This is a genomic window from Polynucleobacter sp. 35-46-11 (genome assembly GCF_002281105.1).
Genome location: NZ_NCFJ01000037.1, coordinates 1 through 16,339, shown reverse-complemented (window position 1 = coordinate 16,339; position 16,339 = coordinate 1). Strand labels below are relative to the sequence as shown.

The following is a 16,339-nucleotide window of genomic DNA, read 5'->3' as shown; positions in this document are numbered from 1 at the left end:
AGGAAATTTCCTAAAAAATTACCCAAAAACACTTGACCCTCTTATTGCGATCCTCTAAAGTGGGAGGAAGTGTGAAAAAGTGGGGTAAATGGTGTTTCAAGGTGCGTCAGCTCTCAATTTAGATGCAAAAGGCCGAATGTCTGTGCCGGCAAAGCATCGTGACGCCTTGTTAGTCCAAGGTGAGGGCCGGATTACGCTCACAAAACACCCTGATGGATGCCTATTGTTGTTCCCCCGTCCTGAGTGGGAAACCTTCCGTTCACGTGTCGCGCAATTACCGATGGATGCCCATTGGTGGCGCCGAATCTTCCTTGGTAATGCTGCTGAAGTTGATTTGGATAGCGCTGGCAGAATTTTGGTGAGCCCAGAGTTGAGATCAGCTGCTGGCATTGAAAAAGAAGTGATGCTACTCGGCATGGGTAGTCATCTGGAGTTGTGGGACGCCGCCACTTATGCTGCAAAAGAACAGGCTGCCATTGCACAAGGTATGCCTGAAGCCCTGAAGCAATTTAATTTTTGATGACAGGGTGCTATGAACATAACTCATCGCCCAGTATTGCTGGCCGAGGCGGTGACGGCGCTGATCAGTGGCCCACGCATCACCTCTCCCGAAGCTTCAAAAAATCTACTTTTGATCGATGGAACCTTTGGGCGTGGCGGTCATACGCAAGCACTGCTTTCGCAATTGCCTGCGAACGCGCGAATGATTTCCTTCGACAAGGATTTGGATGCGATCGCAGTCGCGGAAAAAATCAACGATCCTCGTTTACGAATCGTGCACGACAGTTTTGCGCAGATGGATCAGTACGCGGAACCAGAATCAGTCGATGGCATTTTGTTGGACCTTGGAATCAGCTCTCCACAAGTGGACGAAGCACATCGTGGATTTTCCTTTCGCAAGGATGGTCCGCTCGATATGCGTATGAACACGGATCATGGTTTGACAGCAGCAGAATGGTTGGAGCAAGCATCACAAGAGGACATCACGCGCGTGATTAAGACTTATGGTGAGGAACGTTTTGCATTTCAAATCGCAAAAGCTATCGTAGCTAAGCGAGAGGAAGGTTTGTCGCCAAAAACAACTTTGCAATTAGCAAGCTTGGTAGCCAGCGTGGTTCGCACTAGAGAGGTGGGGCAAGATCCCGCTACTCGAACTTTCCAAGCACTCCGAATTTTTATTAATCGTGAGCTAGAAGATTTAGAGCTTGGATTAAAAGCAGCACTCAATTTATTAAGGCCGGGCGCACGTTTAGCTGTTATTAGTTTTCACTCTCTAGAAGATCGCATTGTGAAGCAGTTTCTGCAGTCACACGCCAAGGTTGAGGTGCCTCGGGGGTTGCCTGTCCGTGATCGAGATTTACCACAAAGTGCCTTAGAGATTATTGGACGCGTTAAGCCAAGCAACGAGGAAGTTCGTGAGAACCCTCGTGCTCGTTCAGCCATCATGCGTGTTGCTGAAAAACGTGCAGGGGTGCTGGTTTGAATCGCGCTACGTTAACCTTGCTGGTATTGCTATTAGTCTGCGCACTATCTTTGGTGGCAGCCCAGCAGCGTGCGCGTAAATTATTTATCTCTCTAGAGCGCGCGCAAATTGAAGAGCACAAGCTTAACCAGGATTGGTTACGTTTAGAGTATGAACAGCGCAACTTATCGAAGTCTGCACGAATTCGTGATGTTGCTCGTAATCAGTTGCGCATGGTCCCGATATCTCCAGAACGTACTGTGTACTTGAAGGAGGCTAGATGAGGCCAGTAGGTTTTTCAACTACGCCTAACCTAGTATTGCGTCTGCCAATGTGGCGGTCACGCCTCATGCTATTTATGCTGTTCTTCGTATTTATGCTGCTACTGATCCGCGCATTCTGGATTCAGGGTCCCGGAAATGCTTTTTATGAAGCTAAGGGCGTACGCGGTACACAGCGTGAGTTGGAATTACCTGCTTCCCGCGGAAAAATATTGGATCGAAATGGCCAAGTGATTGCGACAAGCTTGGAAGCAAAGTCGGTGATTGCTTATAACGATACTGTGCCTGATAATTTAGCTGCGGATAAGGTTCAAAAGTTAGCGAGTCTTTTGCAGATCAGTGAATCAGAGTTGCGTAAAAAGTTAAAAGAAGAGCGTAAGCAGATTTTCTTGAAGCGGCAAGTAGACCCTGAAGTGGCTCAACAGATTAAGCAATTAGAAATCCCAGGTATTGGTTTGAATAACGAATATCGTCGCTTTTATCCAGAAGGTGAAGCGATGGCGCATGTTGTCGGCTTTACTAATGTGGAAGATCGTGGCCAAGAGGGTATGGAGCTCTCTCGAGAAAAAGACTTAGCTGGACATCCAGGGGCACGTCGAGTAGTTGTAGATCGCTTGGGTCGCGTTGTCGAGGATGTTGCAATTTTGCAGTTGCCCCAAAACGGCAAAGATTTGCAGCTCTCGATTGATAGCAAGATTCAGTTTTTAGCTTATAACGCTGTTAAGAATGCGGTAGAGCAGCACCGCGCTAGTGCTGGCGGTGCAGTGGTATTGGATACTCAGACTGGTGAGATTTTAGCCTTAGCAAACTATCCAAGCTATAACCCTAACGATCGCAAGAAGTTAACTGGTGAGCAATTACGTAATCGCGTTTTAACTGACACCTTTGAACCTGGCTCAACAATAAAACCATTGACGATAGCGATCGCTTTGGAGAAGGGGGTTATTGCCCCCAATACCAATATGGTAATTGGTGCGAAATATTTGGTTGGTCCAAAACCGATTACAGATACCCATCCTTATGGCAACTTGACAGTCGCTCAAATTATTCAGAAATCAAGCAACATTGGTACTGCCAAAATTGCAATGAATAATTTATCTGCAGAAGAGATGTGGAATTTCTATACATCTGTTGGCTTGGGTCAGGCGCCAAAGATTGGCTTCCCCGGTGCAGTAGCGGGCACAGTCCATCCTTATAAAAAATGGATGCCAACAGATCAAGCGCGGATTGCATTTGGCTATGGCATTTCAGGCTCACTCTTTCAGGTGGCTCGTGCTTATACCATCTTTGCTCGTGATGGAGAATTGGTCCCACTCACAATTGAGCGTAGTCCAGAATTTAAGCCTGGTACACATGTTATTTCTGCTAAGACGGCCATAGAAATGCGCAGCATGATGGAGTCGGTAACAGAGCCTGGAGGTACTGCCATCAAAGCACAGGCTGAAGGTTATCGGGTTGGTGGAAAGACAGGCACAGCGCATAAATTAGTGGGTAAGGGTTACGGCAACAAATACCGGGCTTACTTTGCAGGTTTGGCACCCATTAGTGCGCCACGTATTGTGGTTGCTGTGATGATTGATGAGCCGACTGGCGGCAGTCACTATGGTGGCGATGTTGCAGCACCAGTTTTCTCTACTATCGTGAGTGAGACTTTGCGCACTTTAAATGTCTTGCCAGATAGCAATATTAAGCAGATGGCACTGGAGGATAAAAATCCTGCGGAAATTCAGAGTGCTGCAGTAAAAACAAATGTAATGGTTTTGAAAAGATGATGGCAATGGTGAATATTGAACCCCATCTCTTGATCTCACATTTACGCGATCTCACATCAGTAGATGCAAAAGTGACTGCAGATAGTCGTCAAGTTGAATCTGGTGATATTTTCTTTGCATACCCAGTTGGTCATGGCAATGCCTTGCGAGATGGCCGTGATTACATTACTGCTGCTTTGGCAAATGGCGCAGCAGCGGTTGTATTTGATCCTGCTGATGGCGTGGCGAATGATTACTTGGATCGCTCTGAATGTTTTGCTGTCGAAAATTTATCCAGCTTAGTTGGTGAGCTCTGTGCTCAATGGTATGGCTACCCAAGCAAAAATCTCAATGTCATCGGTGTTACAGGCACCAATGGCAAAACCAGTATTACTCAGTGGCTGGCGCAGGCTTTAGACGAGTCTAATCATCGAACTGCGGTATTGGGTACTTTGGGTGCTGGATTTCCACGTATGTTGATTCAGACTGGTTACACCACACCTGATGCACCACGTTTACAAACTCAATTAAAAGAATTGCTTGATGCGGGTGCTCAGCAAGTAGCTATTGAGATTTCTTCCCATGCGCTCGATCAAGATCGTATTGCCGGTTTGGATGTCCGTACTGCGGTATTTACGAATTTGACTCAAGATCATTTGGATTATCACGGCACGATGGGGGACTACGCTGAGGCAAAAGCAAAGCTATTCCATCTACCTCAGCTTGAAAATGCCATCATTAATTTTGATGATGCATTTGGGCGTGAATTAGCAATGAAGCTCCTCGCTGTCGATAGCCCTCAAGTATGGGGCTACGCATTAAGCAGTAATGCATTTGCTGGATTTGAGAAATTTGGTGATCGTCTGAGGCGTGCGTATACAGAAAACACTCAATTTACGACTGCGGGTTATGAATCTCAATTTAACTGTGATGCGTCGGGTGTAAGTGCTGTTCAACTTGCAGTATTGGGTGAGTTCAATCTGAGTAATTGCCTTGCTGTCTGGACAGTTCTATTAGCCCAAGGCTTGAGCCCCGGCGAAGCCTCCAAGCGCATGAATAAGCTGAGTGCCGTTCCAGGTCGGATGGAGCTGATTCGCTTAAATAAAACACAAAGGACCAATGGTCCATTAATTGTTGTGGACTATGCCCATACGCCAGATGCCCTCACTAAAGCATTGAACGCATTGCGCTCCATTGCAAATCAACGTAATGGAAAAGTATGGTGTGTTTTTGGTTGCGGTGGCGATCGAGACTCAGGTAAGCGTTCTCAAATGGGTCATGCAGCGCAAGAGTTTGCAGATCATATTGTGATTACGAGTGATAACCCCAGATCTGAAGATCCGAGTTCTATTATTGCCATGATTCAAGCTGGTATGTCAGGTGACCTTTCGAATGTGCAGGCGCTGCCTGATAGAGCGGCTGCCATTATGGCTGCCGTTCGTCATGCGGATACAAAAGATATTGTTTTGGTTGCTGGTAAGGGGCATGAGTCGACCCAAGAAATTAATGGCAAGAAATTTGATTTTTCTGATCAAGAGCATATTCGTTTAGCTGCAAGGGGTCAGGTATGACCACGCCTATGACTACTCTTGCCCAAGTGCATGCCATGCTGCCAGACAGTCAATTGATTCATGTTGACGTGGAGTCGGCTAGAGCGATCTCTATTGCTTGCGTTGGCAGCGATAGTCGCCAGATCCAATCAGATGAATTATTTATCGCTTTATCTGGCGAACGTTTTGATGCGCATGATTTTTTGGGTGATGTGGCCACAGCGGGCGTAAGTGCAGCGCTTATTAGCCAGAAAGATAAATGCCCTGCAAACTTACCTGCAGTATGCGTCCGGGATGTTAAACAAAGTTTAGGTGAGTTGGCAAAAGCATGGCGTGCACAGTTTTCTATTCCAGTAGCTTTAGTAACTGGATCAAATGGCAAAACTACTGTTAAAGAGATGATTGCGTCTATCTTTAAGGCTGCTGCCGGCGAAGAATGTACGCTGGTTACCAAAGGTAATTTCAATAACGATATTGGTCTGCCTTTAACTCTGCTACGTATGCGATCAAGCGATCGCTTGGCGGTGATTGAGTTAGGTATGAATCATCCTGGTGAAACAGCAGAGTTGGCCATCATTGCTCAGGCCAATATTGCCTTGATTAACAATGCTCAGCGTGAGCATCAGGAATTTATGTCGACTGTGGAAGCAGTTGCAAAAGAGCACGCAGCTGCTTTGAGTTCACTGCCCTCGGATGGTGTTGCAGTATTCCCAGCGGATTCTGAATTCTCCGCGGTTTGGCATCAAGCTGCCGCAGGGCGCAAAGTGATTGATTTTGCTTTATCTGCAGACTCGGCGTTGGTCAAAGCTTCTGTGACTGGAAAGCTATTAGTTAGTGGAAGAATTGAGATTTCAACTGAACTTGGCAAGGTTGAGGTGCAACTCAATACCTTGGGAATTCACAATGTACGTAATGCTCTAGCCGCCGGCGCGGTAGCTTTAGGTGCTGGTTTAAGTTTGGAGCAAATCAAAGTGGGTCTGGAATCTTTTATCCCAGTCAATGGTCGCATGCAATCCAAACCTTTAAATGCAGGCCGAACCTTGATTGACGATAGTTACAACGCGAATCCTGATTCTGTGAGGGCTGCTATTGATGCACTGAAGCAGTCTGGAAATGCTTCTTGGTTGGTGTTGGGTGATATGGGTGAGGTCGGCGATCAAGGCCCAACTTTCCATGAGGAAGTTGGCGCCTATGCTGCCGAGCAGGGCATTAGCAAGCTATTCGCCCTCGGAGAGCAGTGCAAATTTGCGGTGCAGAGCTTTAATAATTCTCAGAAGACTCAGCTTACTGGTGGTGCTACACACTTCACCACATTGGATGGGTTGCTTGAAGAGCTTACTGAGGCGCTGGTAGATCAAGAATCGAGCAAGCAAGTGCATTTAGATATTTTGGTTAAGGGATCTCGTTTTATGCGTATGGAGCGTGTAGTACAGGCCTTATTAGAGGAGGCTAAAACATGCTCTTGATATTGGCGCAATGGTTACAGGATGATTTTGGATTTTTCCGGGTCTTTAACTACATCACTTTTAGAGCGGTGATGGCAACAGTCACCGCTTTGCTGATTGGCTTAGCGGCTGGCCCATGGGTTATTCGGAAGTTGACTGCATTGAAGATGGGTCAGGCGGTTCGTAAAGACGGCCCACAAACCCATTTAGTGAAATCGGGCACCCCAACAATGGGTGGCGTGCTTATTCTTTTGGGCATTTTTATCTCCTGCATGTTGTGGGCTGATTTGAGCAATCGCTTTATTTGGATTGTGATGATTGTGACTTTTGGATTTGGCTTGGTTGGTTGGGTTGATGATTACCGCAAAGTAGCGCGCAAAGATCCCAAGGGAATGGCTTCAAGAGAAAAATTCTTTTGGCAAACTTTGATTGGACTATTTGCTGCTATTTACCTGGCTTTCTCTGTATCCGAAGTGAATAACCTCAAAGTCTTGCAGTTGTTCTTTGATTGGCTCAAGAGTGGCTTCGCTTTGGACTTGCCTGCCAAATCAAACTTACTCATTCCCTTTATGAAAGAGGTGAGTTATCCATTGGGTGTAATGGGTTTCATCATTTTGAGTTACTTGGTGATTGTTGGTAGTAGCAATGCCGTGAATCTTACGGATGGACTTGATGGTCTCGTGATCATGCCGGTGATTTTAGTTGGCGCTGCTTTGGGTGCTTTTGCTTATGTGATGGGTAATGCAATTTACGCAAAGTATCTGTTGTTCCCATATATTCCTGGTGCAGGCGAGCTCATGATTTTCTGTGGTGCTATGGGTGGCGCGGGATTAGCATTCCTTTGGTATAACACCCATCCTGCACAAGTCTTCATGGGTGATGTTGGTGCACTCGCATTGGGTGGCGCACTCGGTACTATTGCCGTGATTGTTCGCCAAGAAATCGTCCTCTTCGTGATGGGTGGAATCTTCGTAGCAGAAACTGTTTCAGTGGTGTTGCAAGTGTTCTGGTTCAAATTTACCAAGAAGCGTTTTGGTGAAGGCCGTCGTATTTTTAGGATGGCACCACTGCATCACCATTTTGAATTGGATGGATGGCGCGAAACGCAGGTAGTGGTTCGCTTCTGGATCATCACTATTTTATTAGTCCTCATTGGCCTCTCCAGCCTGAAATTACGGTAAGCCAAAGAATATGCATAACTTAGACCAAGCCTTCGCTAACCCAGCACTCATTGCAGATGAGGGCTATCAAGCACCCCAACATTTCTTGATCTTAGGATTGGGAGAGTCTGGCTATGCCATGGCCAAATGGTGTTTGCGAAATGCTGGAAAAGTCAGCTTAGCTGATACGCGTGATCGTGAACACCTGAATGAACGACAAAAAGCCTGGTTGGCTGATCTTGAATTTGCAGGACTCAAAGACGCTTACTTTGGACCTCTTGATGACATCAATTTAAACAATATTGATGTCATCGGAATTAGCCCTGGTTTATCGCCACTGCAAGAGCCGGTGGCTTCATTCTTGGTTAAAGTGCAAGAAACTAGTATTGATATCTGGGGAGAGCTGGAATTTTTTGCTAGGGCTATTGCTGCATTGGATCGTATGGCTCAAGTCGTAGAGTCTCAATATAAGCCTGCCTTATTGGCGATTACTGGAACCAATGGAAAGACAACAACGACTGCGCTCACAGGGCAGTTGTGTGAGCGCGCTGGCAAGCGAGTTGCTGTTGCTGGAAATATTAGTCCAGCAGCACTAGATAAATTAATGTCTTGCCTTGATGAATCTGATCAAGTTGTTGATATGCCTGAGATTTGGGTGCTTGAACTCTCTAGCTTCCAATTGGTTTACACAAGCACGTTTAATGCAACAGCAGCAACTGTATTAAATATTACGCAAGATCACTTGGATTGGCATGGAGGTATGCAGGCCTATGTTGATGCAAAAGCGAATATCTTTGGACAGGATACTATCTGCATTCTGAATCGTGATGATTCACTGGTAATGAATCTGCTGACTGATGAGCAAAAGGCAAATAAATCAGTTATTACTTTTGGCGCAAGTCGCCCTGATGAGCAGGGTGCCTTTGGAATTGAGCATGATCTACGCGCAGGTGGAATTGATTGGCTAGTTTGGGCTGAAGTGGATGAAGATCTTGAGCCTCAACCTAAGCGTCGCCGTAAAGCTGTCGCTGTAGAGGAAGATCCATTAAGACTCAAGCGTTTAATACCAGTTGATGCTTTACGCATTCGTGGTCGCCACAATGCTTTGAATGCATTAGCTGCTCTAGCCTTGGCACGATCTGCTGGTTTGCCGATGAATATGCTCTTGCATGGTTTGCGTGACTACCATGGTGAACCTCATCGTGTTCAAAGCGTTGCGATTGTCTCTAACGTTGAGTATGTAGATGACAGCAAGGGTACTAATGTGGGGGCAACAGTTGCTGCATTGAATGGCCTGTGCGCTAATGAGTCTGGCAAGCGCATCTGGTTGATTGCTGGTGGTGAAGGTAAGGGGCAAGACTTTAGTCCTTTGCGTGGTCCCGCATTACGCTTTGTAAAAGGCATTTACCTCATCGGCAAAGATGCTCCAATGATTGCAGAGGCCTTGGCTGACTCAGTGTCCTGCGTTATGAGTGAGACTCTACAAAATGCAGTAGCCGAGGCTGCAAAACAAGCCCAGTCTGGCGACATCGTTTTATTGTCCCCGGCTTGCGCTAGCTTTGATCAATTTAGTGATTACGTGGCGCGTGCCGAAGCGTTTGTTGCAGAAGTTCAAGAATTGGGAATGCAATTCGAAGGAGTCCATGCATGAGTTTGAAGGAAAAAATTTTTCCTGAGAATCGTTTGGGCCTTGGCCGCTTCTGGAATTTCTCCAGAGGCGGGATAGATAATTTCCGCAGTGGTTTGAGGGATGCGGTTTCTGGCGTTGAGCAAACTCGTTCGCGCATGATGGATTATGACCAGCTATTGGTATGGGCAGTATTGTCCCTGGCATTAATTGGCTTGGTGATGGTCTATTCGGCATCCATTACTTTGGCTGATGGCCCTAAGTATGCAAATTACAGCAGCAACTTTTTCTTAATTCGTCATTGCATTTCATTGGCCATTGCCATTGGGGTTGCTATTTGGGTATTTAAGATTCCAACTCATGTATGGGATCGTTATTCACCAGTGATTTTTGGTTTTACAGTCTTGCTATTAATTGCCGTACTTATCCCTGGCGTTGGAAAAGGTGTGAATGGTGCAAAGCGTTGGATTCCTTTAGGTCTGATGAACTTCCAGCCATCTGAATTAATGAAATTTGCCGCAGTAATTTTTGCTGCAAGCTATACAGTGCAACGCCAAGAATATCTACACTCATTTGTGAAGGGTATGTTACCAATGGGCATTGCGGTTGCCTTGGTTGGGGGCTTGCTTATGGCTGAGCCAGACATGGGTGCATTTGTTATGGTCGCTTTAATTGCCTTTGGAATTTTGTTCTTGGGTGGTATCAACGCTAAGTTGTTTGGTGGTCTGATTTTAGTTGGCTTGATGAGTGGCGCCACGATGATTGCTCTTTCGCCTTTCCGTCGTGGCCGCATGTTGGCGTTTATGGATCCATGGCAAGTCGATAACGCAGCAAATAAAGGTTATCAATTAACCCATTCTCTGATGGCATTTGGTCGCGGTGAATGGTTTGGTTTGGGTCTAGGTGGCAGTGTTGAAAAATTACACTATCTTCCTGAAGCGCATACTGATTTCATCATGGCGGTGATTGGTGAAGAGCTTGGATTTATCGGTGTAGTAGTGATGATCTTCCTGTTCTATTGGATCGTGCGTCGTGCGTTTCTCATTGGCCGTACCGCTTTGCAATTGGATCGCAGTTTTGCTGGCCTTGCCGCTAAAGGTGTGGCGATATGGATTGGTTGGCAAGCATTTATCAATATGGGTGTGAACTTAGGTTTGCTTCCTACCAAAGGCTTGACTCTTCCTTTAGTCAGCTATGGCGGATCAGGAATTTTGATGAATGCAGTTGCAGTCGCAATGCTCCTGCGTATTGATTATGAGAACCGAATCTTGATGCGAGGTGGCAAGCTATGACCAAGCCATCCATCTTGATTATGGCCGGTGGTACTGGGGGACATATTTTTCCGGGTCTAGCTGTTGCTGAATACCTACGTATTTGTGGTTGGAAGGTTTTTTGGCTTGGAAATCAAAGTGGCATGGAATATCGCTTGGTAAAAGCTTGTGACTTCCCATTTGAGGCAGTTGAGTTTGGCGGCTTGCGTGGCAAAGGCATCAAAGCAAAATTGATGTTGCCATTTAATTTGGCAAGAGCGAGCTTTCAGAGCTTGAAGATCATGCGCCGCATTAAGCCAAATGTGGTTTTAGGTATGGGTGGATACATTACATTTCCTGGTGGCTTAATGACTAAGTTTCTGAAGAAGCCGCTGGTTTTACATGAAGCCAATTCCGTAGCCGGAAGTGCCAATCGCGCTCTCGCCAAAATTGCTATGCGTACCCTGACCGGCTTTCCCAATACGCTGGCTCATGCTGAGTGGGTAGGCAATCCCATTCGTGAAGAATTCGACACTGTAGGTGCGCCAGCAAAGCGTTACCAGGAGCGCACTGGTCCTTTATCTATTCTGGTGGTGGGCGGTAGTTTAGGTGCTGCCGCCTTAAATGAGGCGATTCCAGCCGCCTTGGCATTGATGGATAAGGACGCTCGTCCATGTGTGATTCACCAGGCAGGTGATAAACATCTCGCAGATTTACAAGGGCGTTATGCCGATTTAGGTGTTGCTGCTGACATTCGCTCTTTTATTGACGATATGCCAGCTGCCTATGCTCAAGCAGATCTCGTGATCTGCCGCTCTGGTGCAATGACTGTTTCAGAAATCGCAGCATGTGGTGTTGCATCCTGCTTGGTTCCATTTCCATACGCAATTGATGACCATCAGACTGCAAACGCACGATTTTTGTCGGATGCAGATGCAGCAATTCTGCTCCCACAACAAGATCTCAATCCGCAGGATCTCGCATCCATGATTCAAAACTTTAGCCGCCAAGATTTACAAGTAATGGCTGAACGTGCTCATGCTTTAGCTAAGCCTCATGCAACTCAGCGTGTGGCCGAAGTGTGTGCAGACTGTGCAGGAGTAGGTATATGAAACATATTGTTCAGCAAATACATTTTGTTGGTATCGGTGGCGCAGGCATGAGCGGTATTGCCGAAGTGCTGTTGAATCTGGGTTATCAGGTATCTGGATCCGACTTAGCTGAAGGTGCTGCAACTAAGCGCTTAAGAGATTTGGGCGCAGTTATTCATATTGGACATGATCCTAAAAATATTGGTACTGCAGAGGCAGTGGTTATTTCTACTGCGGTTGCAGGCAATAACCCTGAAGTACTAGCTGCTCGCGCAGCTAAAGTCCCCGTAATTCAACGTGCTGTTATGCTCGGTGAACTCATGCGCTTGAAGCAGGGCATTGCAATTGCGGGTACTCACGGTAAAACCACTACGACCAGTTTGGTTGCCTCCGTCTTAGCTGAAGGTGGTCTGGATCCAACCTTTGTGATTGGTGGAAAGCTAAATTCTGCAGGTGCTAATGCGCGCTTAGGCCAAGGCGACTTTATTGTTGTTGAGGCAGATGAGTCTGATGCCTCCTTCTTGCAGTTATTCCCAGCAATGGAGGTAGTCACCAACATTGATGCTGATCACATGGATACCTATCAGCATGACATGGCGAGATTAAAGCAAGCATTTGTCCAGTTCATTCAACGCATGCCTTTTTATGGCATCGCAGTACTTTGTATTGATGATGCAAACGTGCGAGACATTATCCCGTTTGTATCTCAGCCAGTATTACGCTATGGCTTATCTGAAGATGCAGATATTCGTGCAAGTAATGTTCGCGCTGAAGGTACTCGCATGCACTTTACGGTTGATCGTAAAACCGTGCGTCGCCACGGCAATAAGCCTGGTCGACTTGAAGTGCAATTAAATTTACCGGGCTTGCATAACGTTCGCAATGCCCTGGCGGCAATTGGTATCGCTACTGAGCTGGGTGTGGGTGATGAGGCTATTGTGAAAGCTTTATCTGAATTTAGTGGTGTTGGTCGTCGCTTCCAAAGGTATGGTGAAATTCCTTTGGCGTCTGGTGGAAGTTTCACATTGATAGATGATTACGGACATCATCCTGTAGAAATGGCAGCTACTTTATCTGCGGCTCGCGGGGCTTATCCTGATCGTCGCCTGGTATTGGCATTCCAACCACATCGCTTTACAAGAACGCGTGACTGCTTTGGTGAATTTGTTCAGGTCCTCAAAAATTTTGATGCACTTGTGTTAACTGAAGTGTATTCAGCTGGTGAGGCCAAGATTCCAGGTGCTGATGGTCAAAGTCTCATGAAAGCAGCGCTGACAACGGATACAGCTTTAAAAGCCTCTTTAGATAGCTCAGCCGTGGCCTTTGCTCCGAGTGTTGCTGAGATGCCTGAAAAACTCAGCGCCTTATTGCGTGATGGTGATGTCTTAATCACGATGGGTGCAGGTTCTATCTCTGGCTTGCCTCATGTATTGGCGGAGGCAAAACATGCCTAATCAAAGTACACAAATGTATTCCTGGGGTAAGCGCGTGAAGAGTGAGCTCGCAAACTTGGACGTTAAATCTCTTGGTCGAGTGGGTGTATTGCTCGGTGGTCGCTCTGGTGAGCGTGAGATTTCTTTAATGTCGGGTAATGGCGTATTGGAAGCGCTGCTCTCTAAAGGTGTGGATGCGTATCCATTTGATCCAAGCTTGCGTTGCCCAACCGAAATAGCAAAAGAAAAATTTGACCGTGTATTTATCTCTTTGCATGGACGTTACGGTGAGGACGGTACGATCCAGGGATTGCTTGATCTCTTAGGTTTGCCTTATACCGGTAGTGGTGTGTTGGCATCCGCATTAGCGATCGACAAGATTGCGACCAAACTTGTTTGGATCAGTAGCGGCCTTTCAACCCCAGAGTTTCAGGAGTTGAAAGCCGATAGTGACTGGAATGCAGTGGTGCAGCACTTAGGTCTACCATTGATTGTCAAGCCTGCACATGAAGGTTCATCACTCGGTTTAACGAAAGTGAAATCCATCGACGAGTTGCCTGCTGCCTATAAGTTGGCTGCTGGAATGGATAAAAAAGTGATTGCTGAGACTTGCATTGTTGGTGACGAGTTGACTTGCCCCCTAGTTGGATTTGGAGCGGATGCTGAGGCTTTGCCTGTAATCAAAATTATTCCACCTGAAGCCAATTACGATTTTCATAATAAGTACTTCTCTGATGAGACAAAATACTTATGCCCAACCGGTCTAGCGCCAGAGGTAAACAATGCGGTTCAAGAACTAGCATTGGCTGCCTATCGTGCTCTCGGTTGTAGGACTTGGGGTCGCGCTGATGTGATGCTCGATCAAAAAACTGGCAAACCTTATCTCTTGGAGATGAATACATCCCCAGGCATGACTTCACACTCTTTGGTTCCGATGGCTGCAAAAGCAGCTGGTGTTGAATATGCTGAATTAGTTCTCTGGGTCATTAGCCAGACTTTGAATGTCAAAGGGGCTGCGCAAGCATGAGTCGGATGAGTGCTTTCTTAAACGGCTTCGGTGAAGTGTTTACTTCATTGGCATCTCCACTTTGGAATCATGCAGAGCGGATGCAAAAGCTGAGCCGTTTCTTAATGCGCTGTTTCGCGATCATGGTTTGCGTTGGAATTTTAGTGTGGCTAAGTCAGCGCCCCGTCTTTGCCTTACGCCAAGTTGTCATTGAGCCATTGGCTGGACAAACACTCAAACATATTAATAAGCCTGTAGTAAAGCAACAGGTTTTAGAGACGGTTCAAGGAAATTTTTTCAGTGTGAGGTTGGAGGATGTGAAGCGTGGCTTCGAGTCCATGCCTTGGGTGCGTCATGCCAACGTTCGCAGAGTCTGGCCTAACGGATTGATTGTGAGTATTGAAGAGCAAAAGCCTTTTGGTACTTGGGGTGGCGTGGATAGTCACGCCTTAATGAATACCCATGGTGAACTCTTTGCTGGTCGCGTTTCTGATGTGGGAGATGGTATTTCTTTGATTGATTTCTCAGGGCCAGAGGATGCAAGCAAAGAAGTGATGCGCCTATATGAAAAGGCAAATAACTGGTTTAAGCCTTGGAGCGCAGAAGTAAAGAGCTTAACCCTTTCTGATCGCTACGCCTGGCATGTGAAGTTATCCAATGGCATGAAGGTGGAGTTCGGTAGGGATGAAGAGAATTCAGATAAAACATTAACCGAAGATCGTGTCGCGCGCCTATTTAAGTATTGGCCACAGGTTCAAGAGAGATGGGCTAATCGCGTAGATGCAATTGATCTGCGCTATGCAAATGGATTTGCAGTGCATCTTGCTTCGGCAAGTTTGAAAAAGAATGAAGCAGACGGCAAAAAAAGTGAGCAGAAGCAATGAGGAATAAGAATGAGTAAAGACAACCGCGATTTATTGGTCGGATTAGATATTGGAACCTCCAAGGTGGTTGCATTAGTCGCTGAATTGGGAGTTGATGGCCAATTTAATGTAGTTGGCGTTGGCCAAACTGCATCCAAGGGTTTGAAGAAGGGTGTAGTTGTCAATATTGAAGCTACTGTCCAATCCATTCAAAAAGCGCTTGAAGAGGCGGAGGTCATGGCGGATCGCCAGATCGTGCAGGTCTTTACTGGTATCGCTGGAAATCACATTGTGAGCTTTAACTCCAGCGGTATGGTGGCGATTCGCGCTAAAGAGGTTAGCGCTGGTGATGTTGAACGTGTTTTAGAAACTGCTAAAGCAATCAATATTCCAACTGATCAGCAAATTCTCCATATCCTCGTTCAAGAATTCATTATTGATGGGCAAGAAGATGTGCGTGAGCCAATTGGCATGAGTGGTTTACGCCTTGAGGTGAAAGTGCACATTGTTACTGGTGCAGTTAGTGCTGCGCAAAATATTGTGAAGTGTGTGCGTCGTTGTGGCTTGGAAGTAAATGATCTTATCTTGCAGCCGCTAGCCTCTAGCTTAGCTGTGCTAACAGAAGATGAGAAAGAGTTAGGTGTTGTCTTGGTAGATATTGGCGGTGGCACAACTGATATTGCAATTTATTGTCAAGGCTCTATTCGACATACTGCTGTGATTCCGATTGCAGGCGATCAAATTACCAATGACATTGCAATGGCATTGCGTACGCCGACGATTGATGCGGAAGATTTAAAAATTCAGTACGGTATTGCTCGACAAGATATGGCGGATCCAACCACAATGATTGATGTCCCAGGTGTTGGTGATCGTGAGCCACGCCCAATGTCAAAACAAGCCTTAGCTGCCGTGATTGAGCCGCGGGTTGAAGAGTTATTCACATTAGTTCGGGGTGTTGTACGTGATTCTGGTTACGAAGATATGGTGTCTTCAGGAATCGTACTGACCGGCGGAACTTCTTTGATGCCAGGCATGGTTGAGCTTGCTGAACAAGTGTTCTTGCGCCCAGCGCGCATCGGTACCCCTGAGTACCGTGGCCACCTGCATGAAGTTTTACGTAGCCCACGTTTTGCTACCAGTATCGGTTTATTAATGGAAGGCCAGGCGCAACTGTTGCGTGGCCGTCGAGTATCTCAGTCAGGCGCGTTGCAAAGTGTGATCTCGCGCATGAAGGAATGGTTCGCAGGAAATTTTTAAGTTTTTCGTCGTCGTCAATGTAGTACTTATTACCTAGGAGGGTATATGGAATTTGAAATGCTAGATCAAGAAACAGCCGGCAAAACCATTATTAAAGTGGTTGGAGTTGGTGGTGCAGGTGGTAATGCAGTTCAGCACATGATTCGTCGCGGTGTTAATG

Annotated in this window: 14 protein-coding genes; all 14 read left to right on the top strand. The window is 46.5% G+C overall.

Annotation, left to right across the window (positions count from 1 at the left end; genetic code table 11):
* The first annotated feature begins 91 nt into the window (after positions 1–91).
* Genes mraZ through ftsA form a run of 14 tightly spaced genes read left to right on the top strand, consistent with a single transcriptional unit; the run spans position 92 to position 16,179 of the window.
* Positions 92–520 (top strand): division/cell wall cluster transcriptional repressor MraZ, encoded by a 429-nt coding sequence (gene mraZ, locus B7Y67_RS04980; protein WP_041484992.1) that lies wholly within the window; start codon positions 92–94, stop codon positions 518–520.
* Between the two features lie 12 nt (positions 521–532).
* Positions 533–1,483 (top strand): 16S rRNA (cytosine(1402)-N(4))-methyltransferase RsmH, encoded by a 951-nt coding sequence (rsmH, locus tag B7Y67_RS04975; RefSeq protein ID WP_293597655.1) that lies wholly within the window; start codon positions 533–535, stop codon positions 1,481–1,483.
* Positions 1,480–1,746 carry a cell division protein FtsL gene (gene ftsL, locus B7Y67_RS04970; RefSeq protein ID WP_293597654.1) on the top strand — a complete coding sequence of 89 codons (267 nt, stop codon included), beginning with the start codon at positions 1,480–1,482 and terminating at the stop codon, positions 1,744–1,746. Before rsmH ends, ftsL begins: the two co-directional genes overlap by 4 nt.
* Complete coding sequence (locus B7Y67_RS04965; RefSeq protein WP_293597653.1) at positions 1,743–3,515, top strand: penicillin-binding protein 2; 1,773 nt, start codon at positions 1,743–1,745, stop codon at positions 3,513–3,515. The genes ftsL and B7Y67_RS04965 overlap by 4 nt, the downstream gene beginning before the upstream one ends.
* Positions 3,512–5,065 carry a UDP-N-acetylmuramoyl-L-alanyl-D-glutamate--2,6-diaminopimelate ligase gene (locus tag B7Y67_RS04960; protein WP_293597652.1) on the top strand — a complete coding sequence of 518 codons (1,554 nt, stop codon included), beginning with the start codon at positions 3,512–3,514 and terminating at the stop codon, positions 5,063–5,065. The genes B7Y67_RS04965 and B7Y67_RS04960 overlap by 4 nt, the downstream gene beginning before the upstream one ends.
* Complete coding sequence (murF, locus tag B7Y67_RS04955; protein WP_293597651.1) at positions 5,062–6,510, top strand: UDP-N-acetylmuramoyl-tripeptide--D-alanyl-D-alanine ligase; 1,449 nt, start codon at positions 5,062–5,064, stop codon at positions 6,508–6,510. Before B7Y67_RS04960 ends, murF begins: the two co-directional genes overlap by 4 nt.
* A complete protein-coding gene (gene mraY, locus B7Y67_RS04950) occupies positions 6,501–7,670 on the top strand; it encodes a phospho-N-acetylmuramoyl-pentapeptide-transferase (protein ID WP_293597650.1) in 1,170 nt (389 codons plus the stop codon). The genes murF and mraY overlap by 10 nt, the downstream gene beginning before the upstream one ends.
* A gap of 10 nt (positions 7,671–7,680) precedes the next feature.
* The gene (murD, locus tag B7Y67_RS04945; RefSeq protein WP_293597649.1) at positions 7,681–9,300 is read left to right on the top strand and encodes a UDP-N-acetylmuramoyl-L-alanine--D-glutamate ligase; all 1,620 of its coding nucleotides are present in this window, start codon (positions 7,681–7,683) and stop codon (positions 9,298–9,300) included.
* Positions 9,297–10,568, top strand: a complete 1,272-nt coding sequence (ftsW, locus tag B7Y67_RS04940; protein WP_293597648.1) for a putative lipid II flippase FtsW — start codon at positions 9,297–9,299, stop codon at positions 10,566–10,568. The genes murD and ftsW overlap by 4 nt, the downstream gene beginning before the upstream one ends.
* Positions 10,565–11,638, top strand: a complete 1,074-nt coding sequence (gene murG / locus B7Y67_RS04935; RefSeq protein ID WP_293597647.1) for an undecaprenyldiphospho-muramoylpentapeptide beta-N-acetylglucosaminyltransferase — start codon at positions 10,565–10,567, stop codon at positions 11,636–11,638. Before ftsW ends, murG begins: the two co-directional genes overlap by 4 nt.
* Positions 11,635–13,071, top strand: coding sequence for a UDP-N-acetylmuramate--L-alanine ligase (gene murC / locus B7Y67_RS04930; RefSeq protein ID WP_293597646.1), 1,437 nt, complete (start codon positions 11,635–11,637; stop codon positions 13,069–13,071). The genes murG and murC overlap by 4 nt, the downstream gene beginning before the upstream one ends.
* Positions 13,072–13,084: 13 nt before the next feature.
* Positions 13,085–14,077: a D-alanine--D-alanine ligase gene (locus tag B7Y67_RS04925; RefSeq protein ID WP_293597656.1), complete on the top strand. Its 993-nt coding sequence runs from the start codon at positions 13,085–13,087 to the stop codon at positions 14,075–14,077.
* The gene (locus B7Y67_RS04920; protein ID WP_293597645.1) at positions 14,074–14,940 is read left to right on the top strand and encodes a cell division protein FtsQ/DivIB; all 867 of its coding nucleotides are present in this window, start codon (positions 14,074–14,076) and stop codon (positions 14,938–14,940) included. The genes B7Y67_RS04925 and B7Y67_RS04920 overlap by 4 nt, the downstream gene beginning before the upstream one ends.
* A 9-nt stretch (positions 14,941–14,949) precedes the next feature.
* The gene (ftsA, locus tag B7Y67_RS04915; protein WP_293597644.1) at positions 14,950–16,179 is read left to right on the top strand and encodes a cell division protein FtsA; all 1,230 of its coding nucleotides are present in this window, start codon (positions 14,950–14,952) and stop codon (positions 16,177–16,179) included.
* The last annotated feature ends 160 nt before the right edge of the window (positions 16,180–16,339 follow it).

Excerpts from the sequence above, each read along its gene's own strand:
- rsmH (WP_293597655.1), top strand. The coding sequence starts at position 533 with ATGAACATAACTCATCGCCCAGTATTGCTGGCCGAGGCGGTGACGGCG.
- B7Y67_RS04965 (WP_293597653.1), top strand. The coding sequence starts at position 1,743 with ATGAGGCCAGTAGGTTTTTCAACTACGCCTAACCTAGTATTGCGTCTG.
- B7Y67_RS04960 (WP_293597652.1), top strand. The coding sequence starts at position 3,512 with ATGATGGCAATGGTGAATATTGAACCCCATCTCTTGATCTCACATTTA.
- murF (WP_293597651.1), top strand. The coding sequence starts at position 5,062 with ATGACCACGCCTATGACTACTCTTGCCCAAGTGCATGCCATGCTGCCA.
- mraY (WP_293597650.1), top strand. The coding sequence starts at position 6,501 with ATGCTCTTGATATTGGCGCAATGGTTACAGGATGATTTTGGATTTTTC.
- murD (WP_293597649.1), top strand. The coding sequence starts at position 7,681 with ATGCATAACTTAGACCAAGCCTTCGCTAACCCAGCACTCATTGCAGAT.
- ftsW (WP_293597648.1), top strand. The coding sequence starts at position 9,297 with ATGAGTTTGAAGGAAAAAATTTTTCCTGAGAATCGTTTGGGCCTTGGC.
- murG (WP_293597647.1), top strand. The coding sequence starts at position 10,565 with ATGACCAAGCCATCCATCTTGATTATGGCCGGTGGTACTGGGGGACAT.
- murC (WP_293597646.1), top strand. The coding sequence starts at position 11,635 with ATGAAACATATTGTTCAGCAAATACATTTTGTTGGTATCGGTGGCGCA.
- B7Y67_RS04925 (WP_293597656.1), top strand. The coding sequence starts at position 13,085 with ATGTATTCCTGGGGTAAGCGCGTGAAGAGTGAGCTCGCAAACTTGGAC.
- B7Y67_RS04920 (WP_293597645.1), top strand. The coding sequence starts at position 14,074 with ATGAGTCGGATGAGTGCTTTCTTAAACGGCTTCGGTGAAGTGTTTACT.
- ftsA (WP_293597644.1), top strand. The coding sequence starts at position 14,950 with ATGAGTAAAGACAACCGCGATTTATTGGTCGGATTAGATATTGGAACC.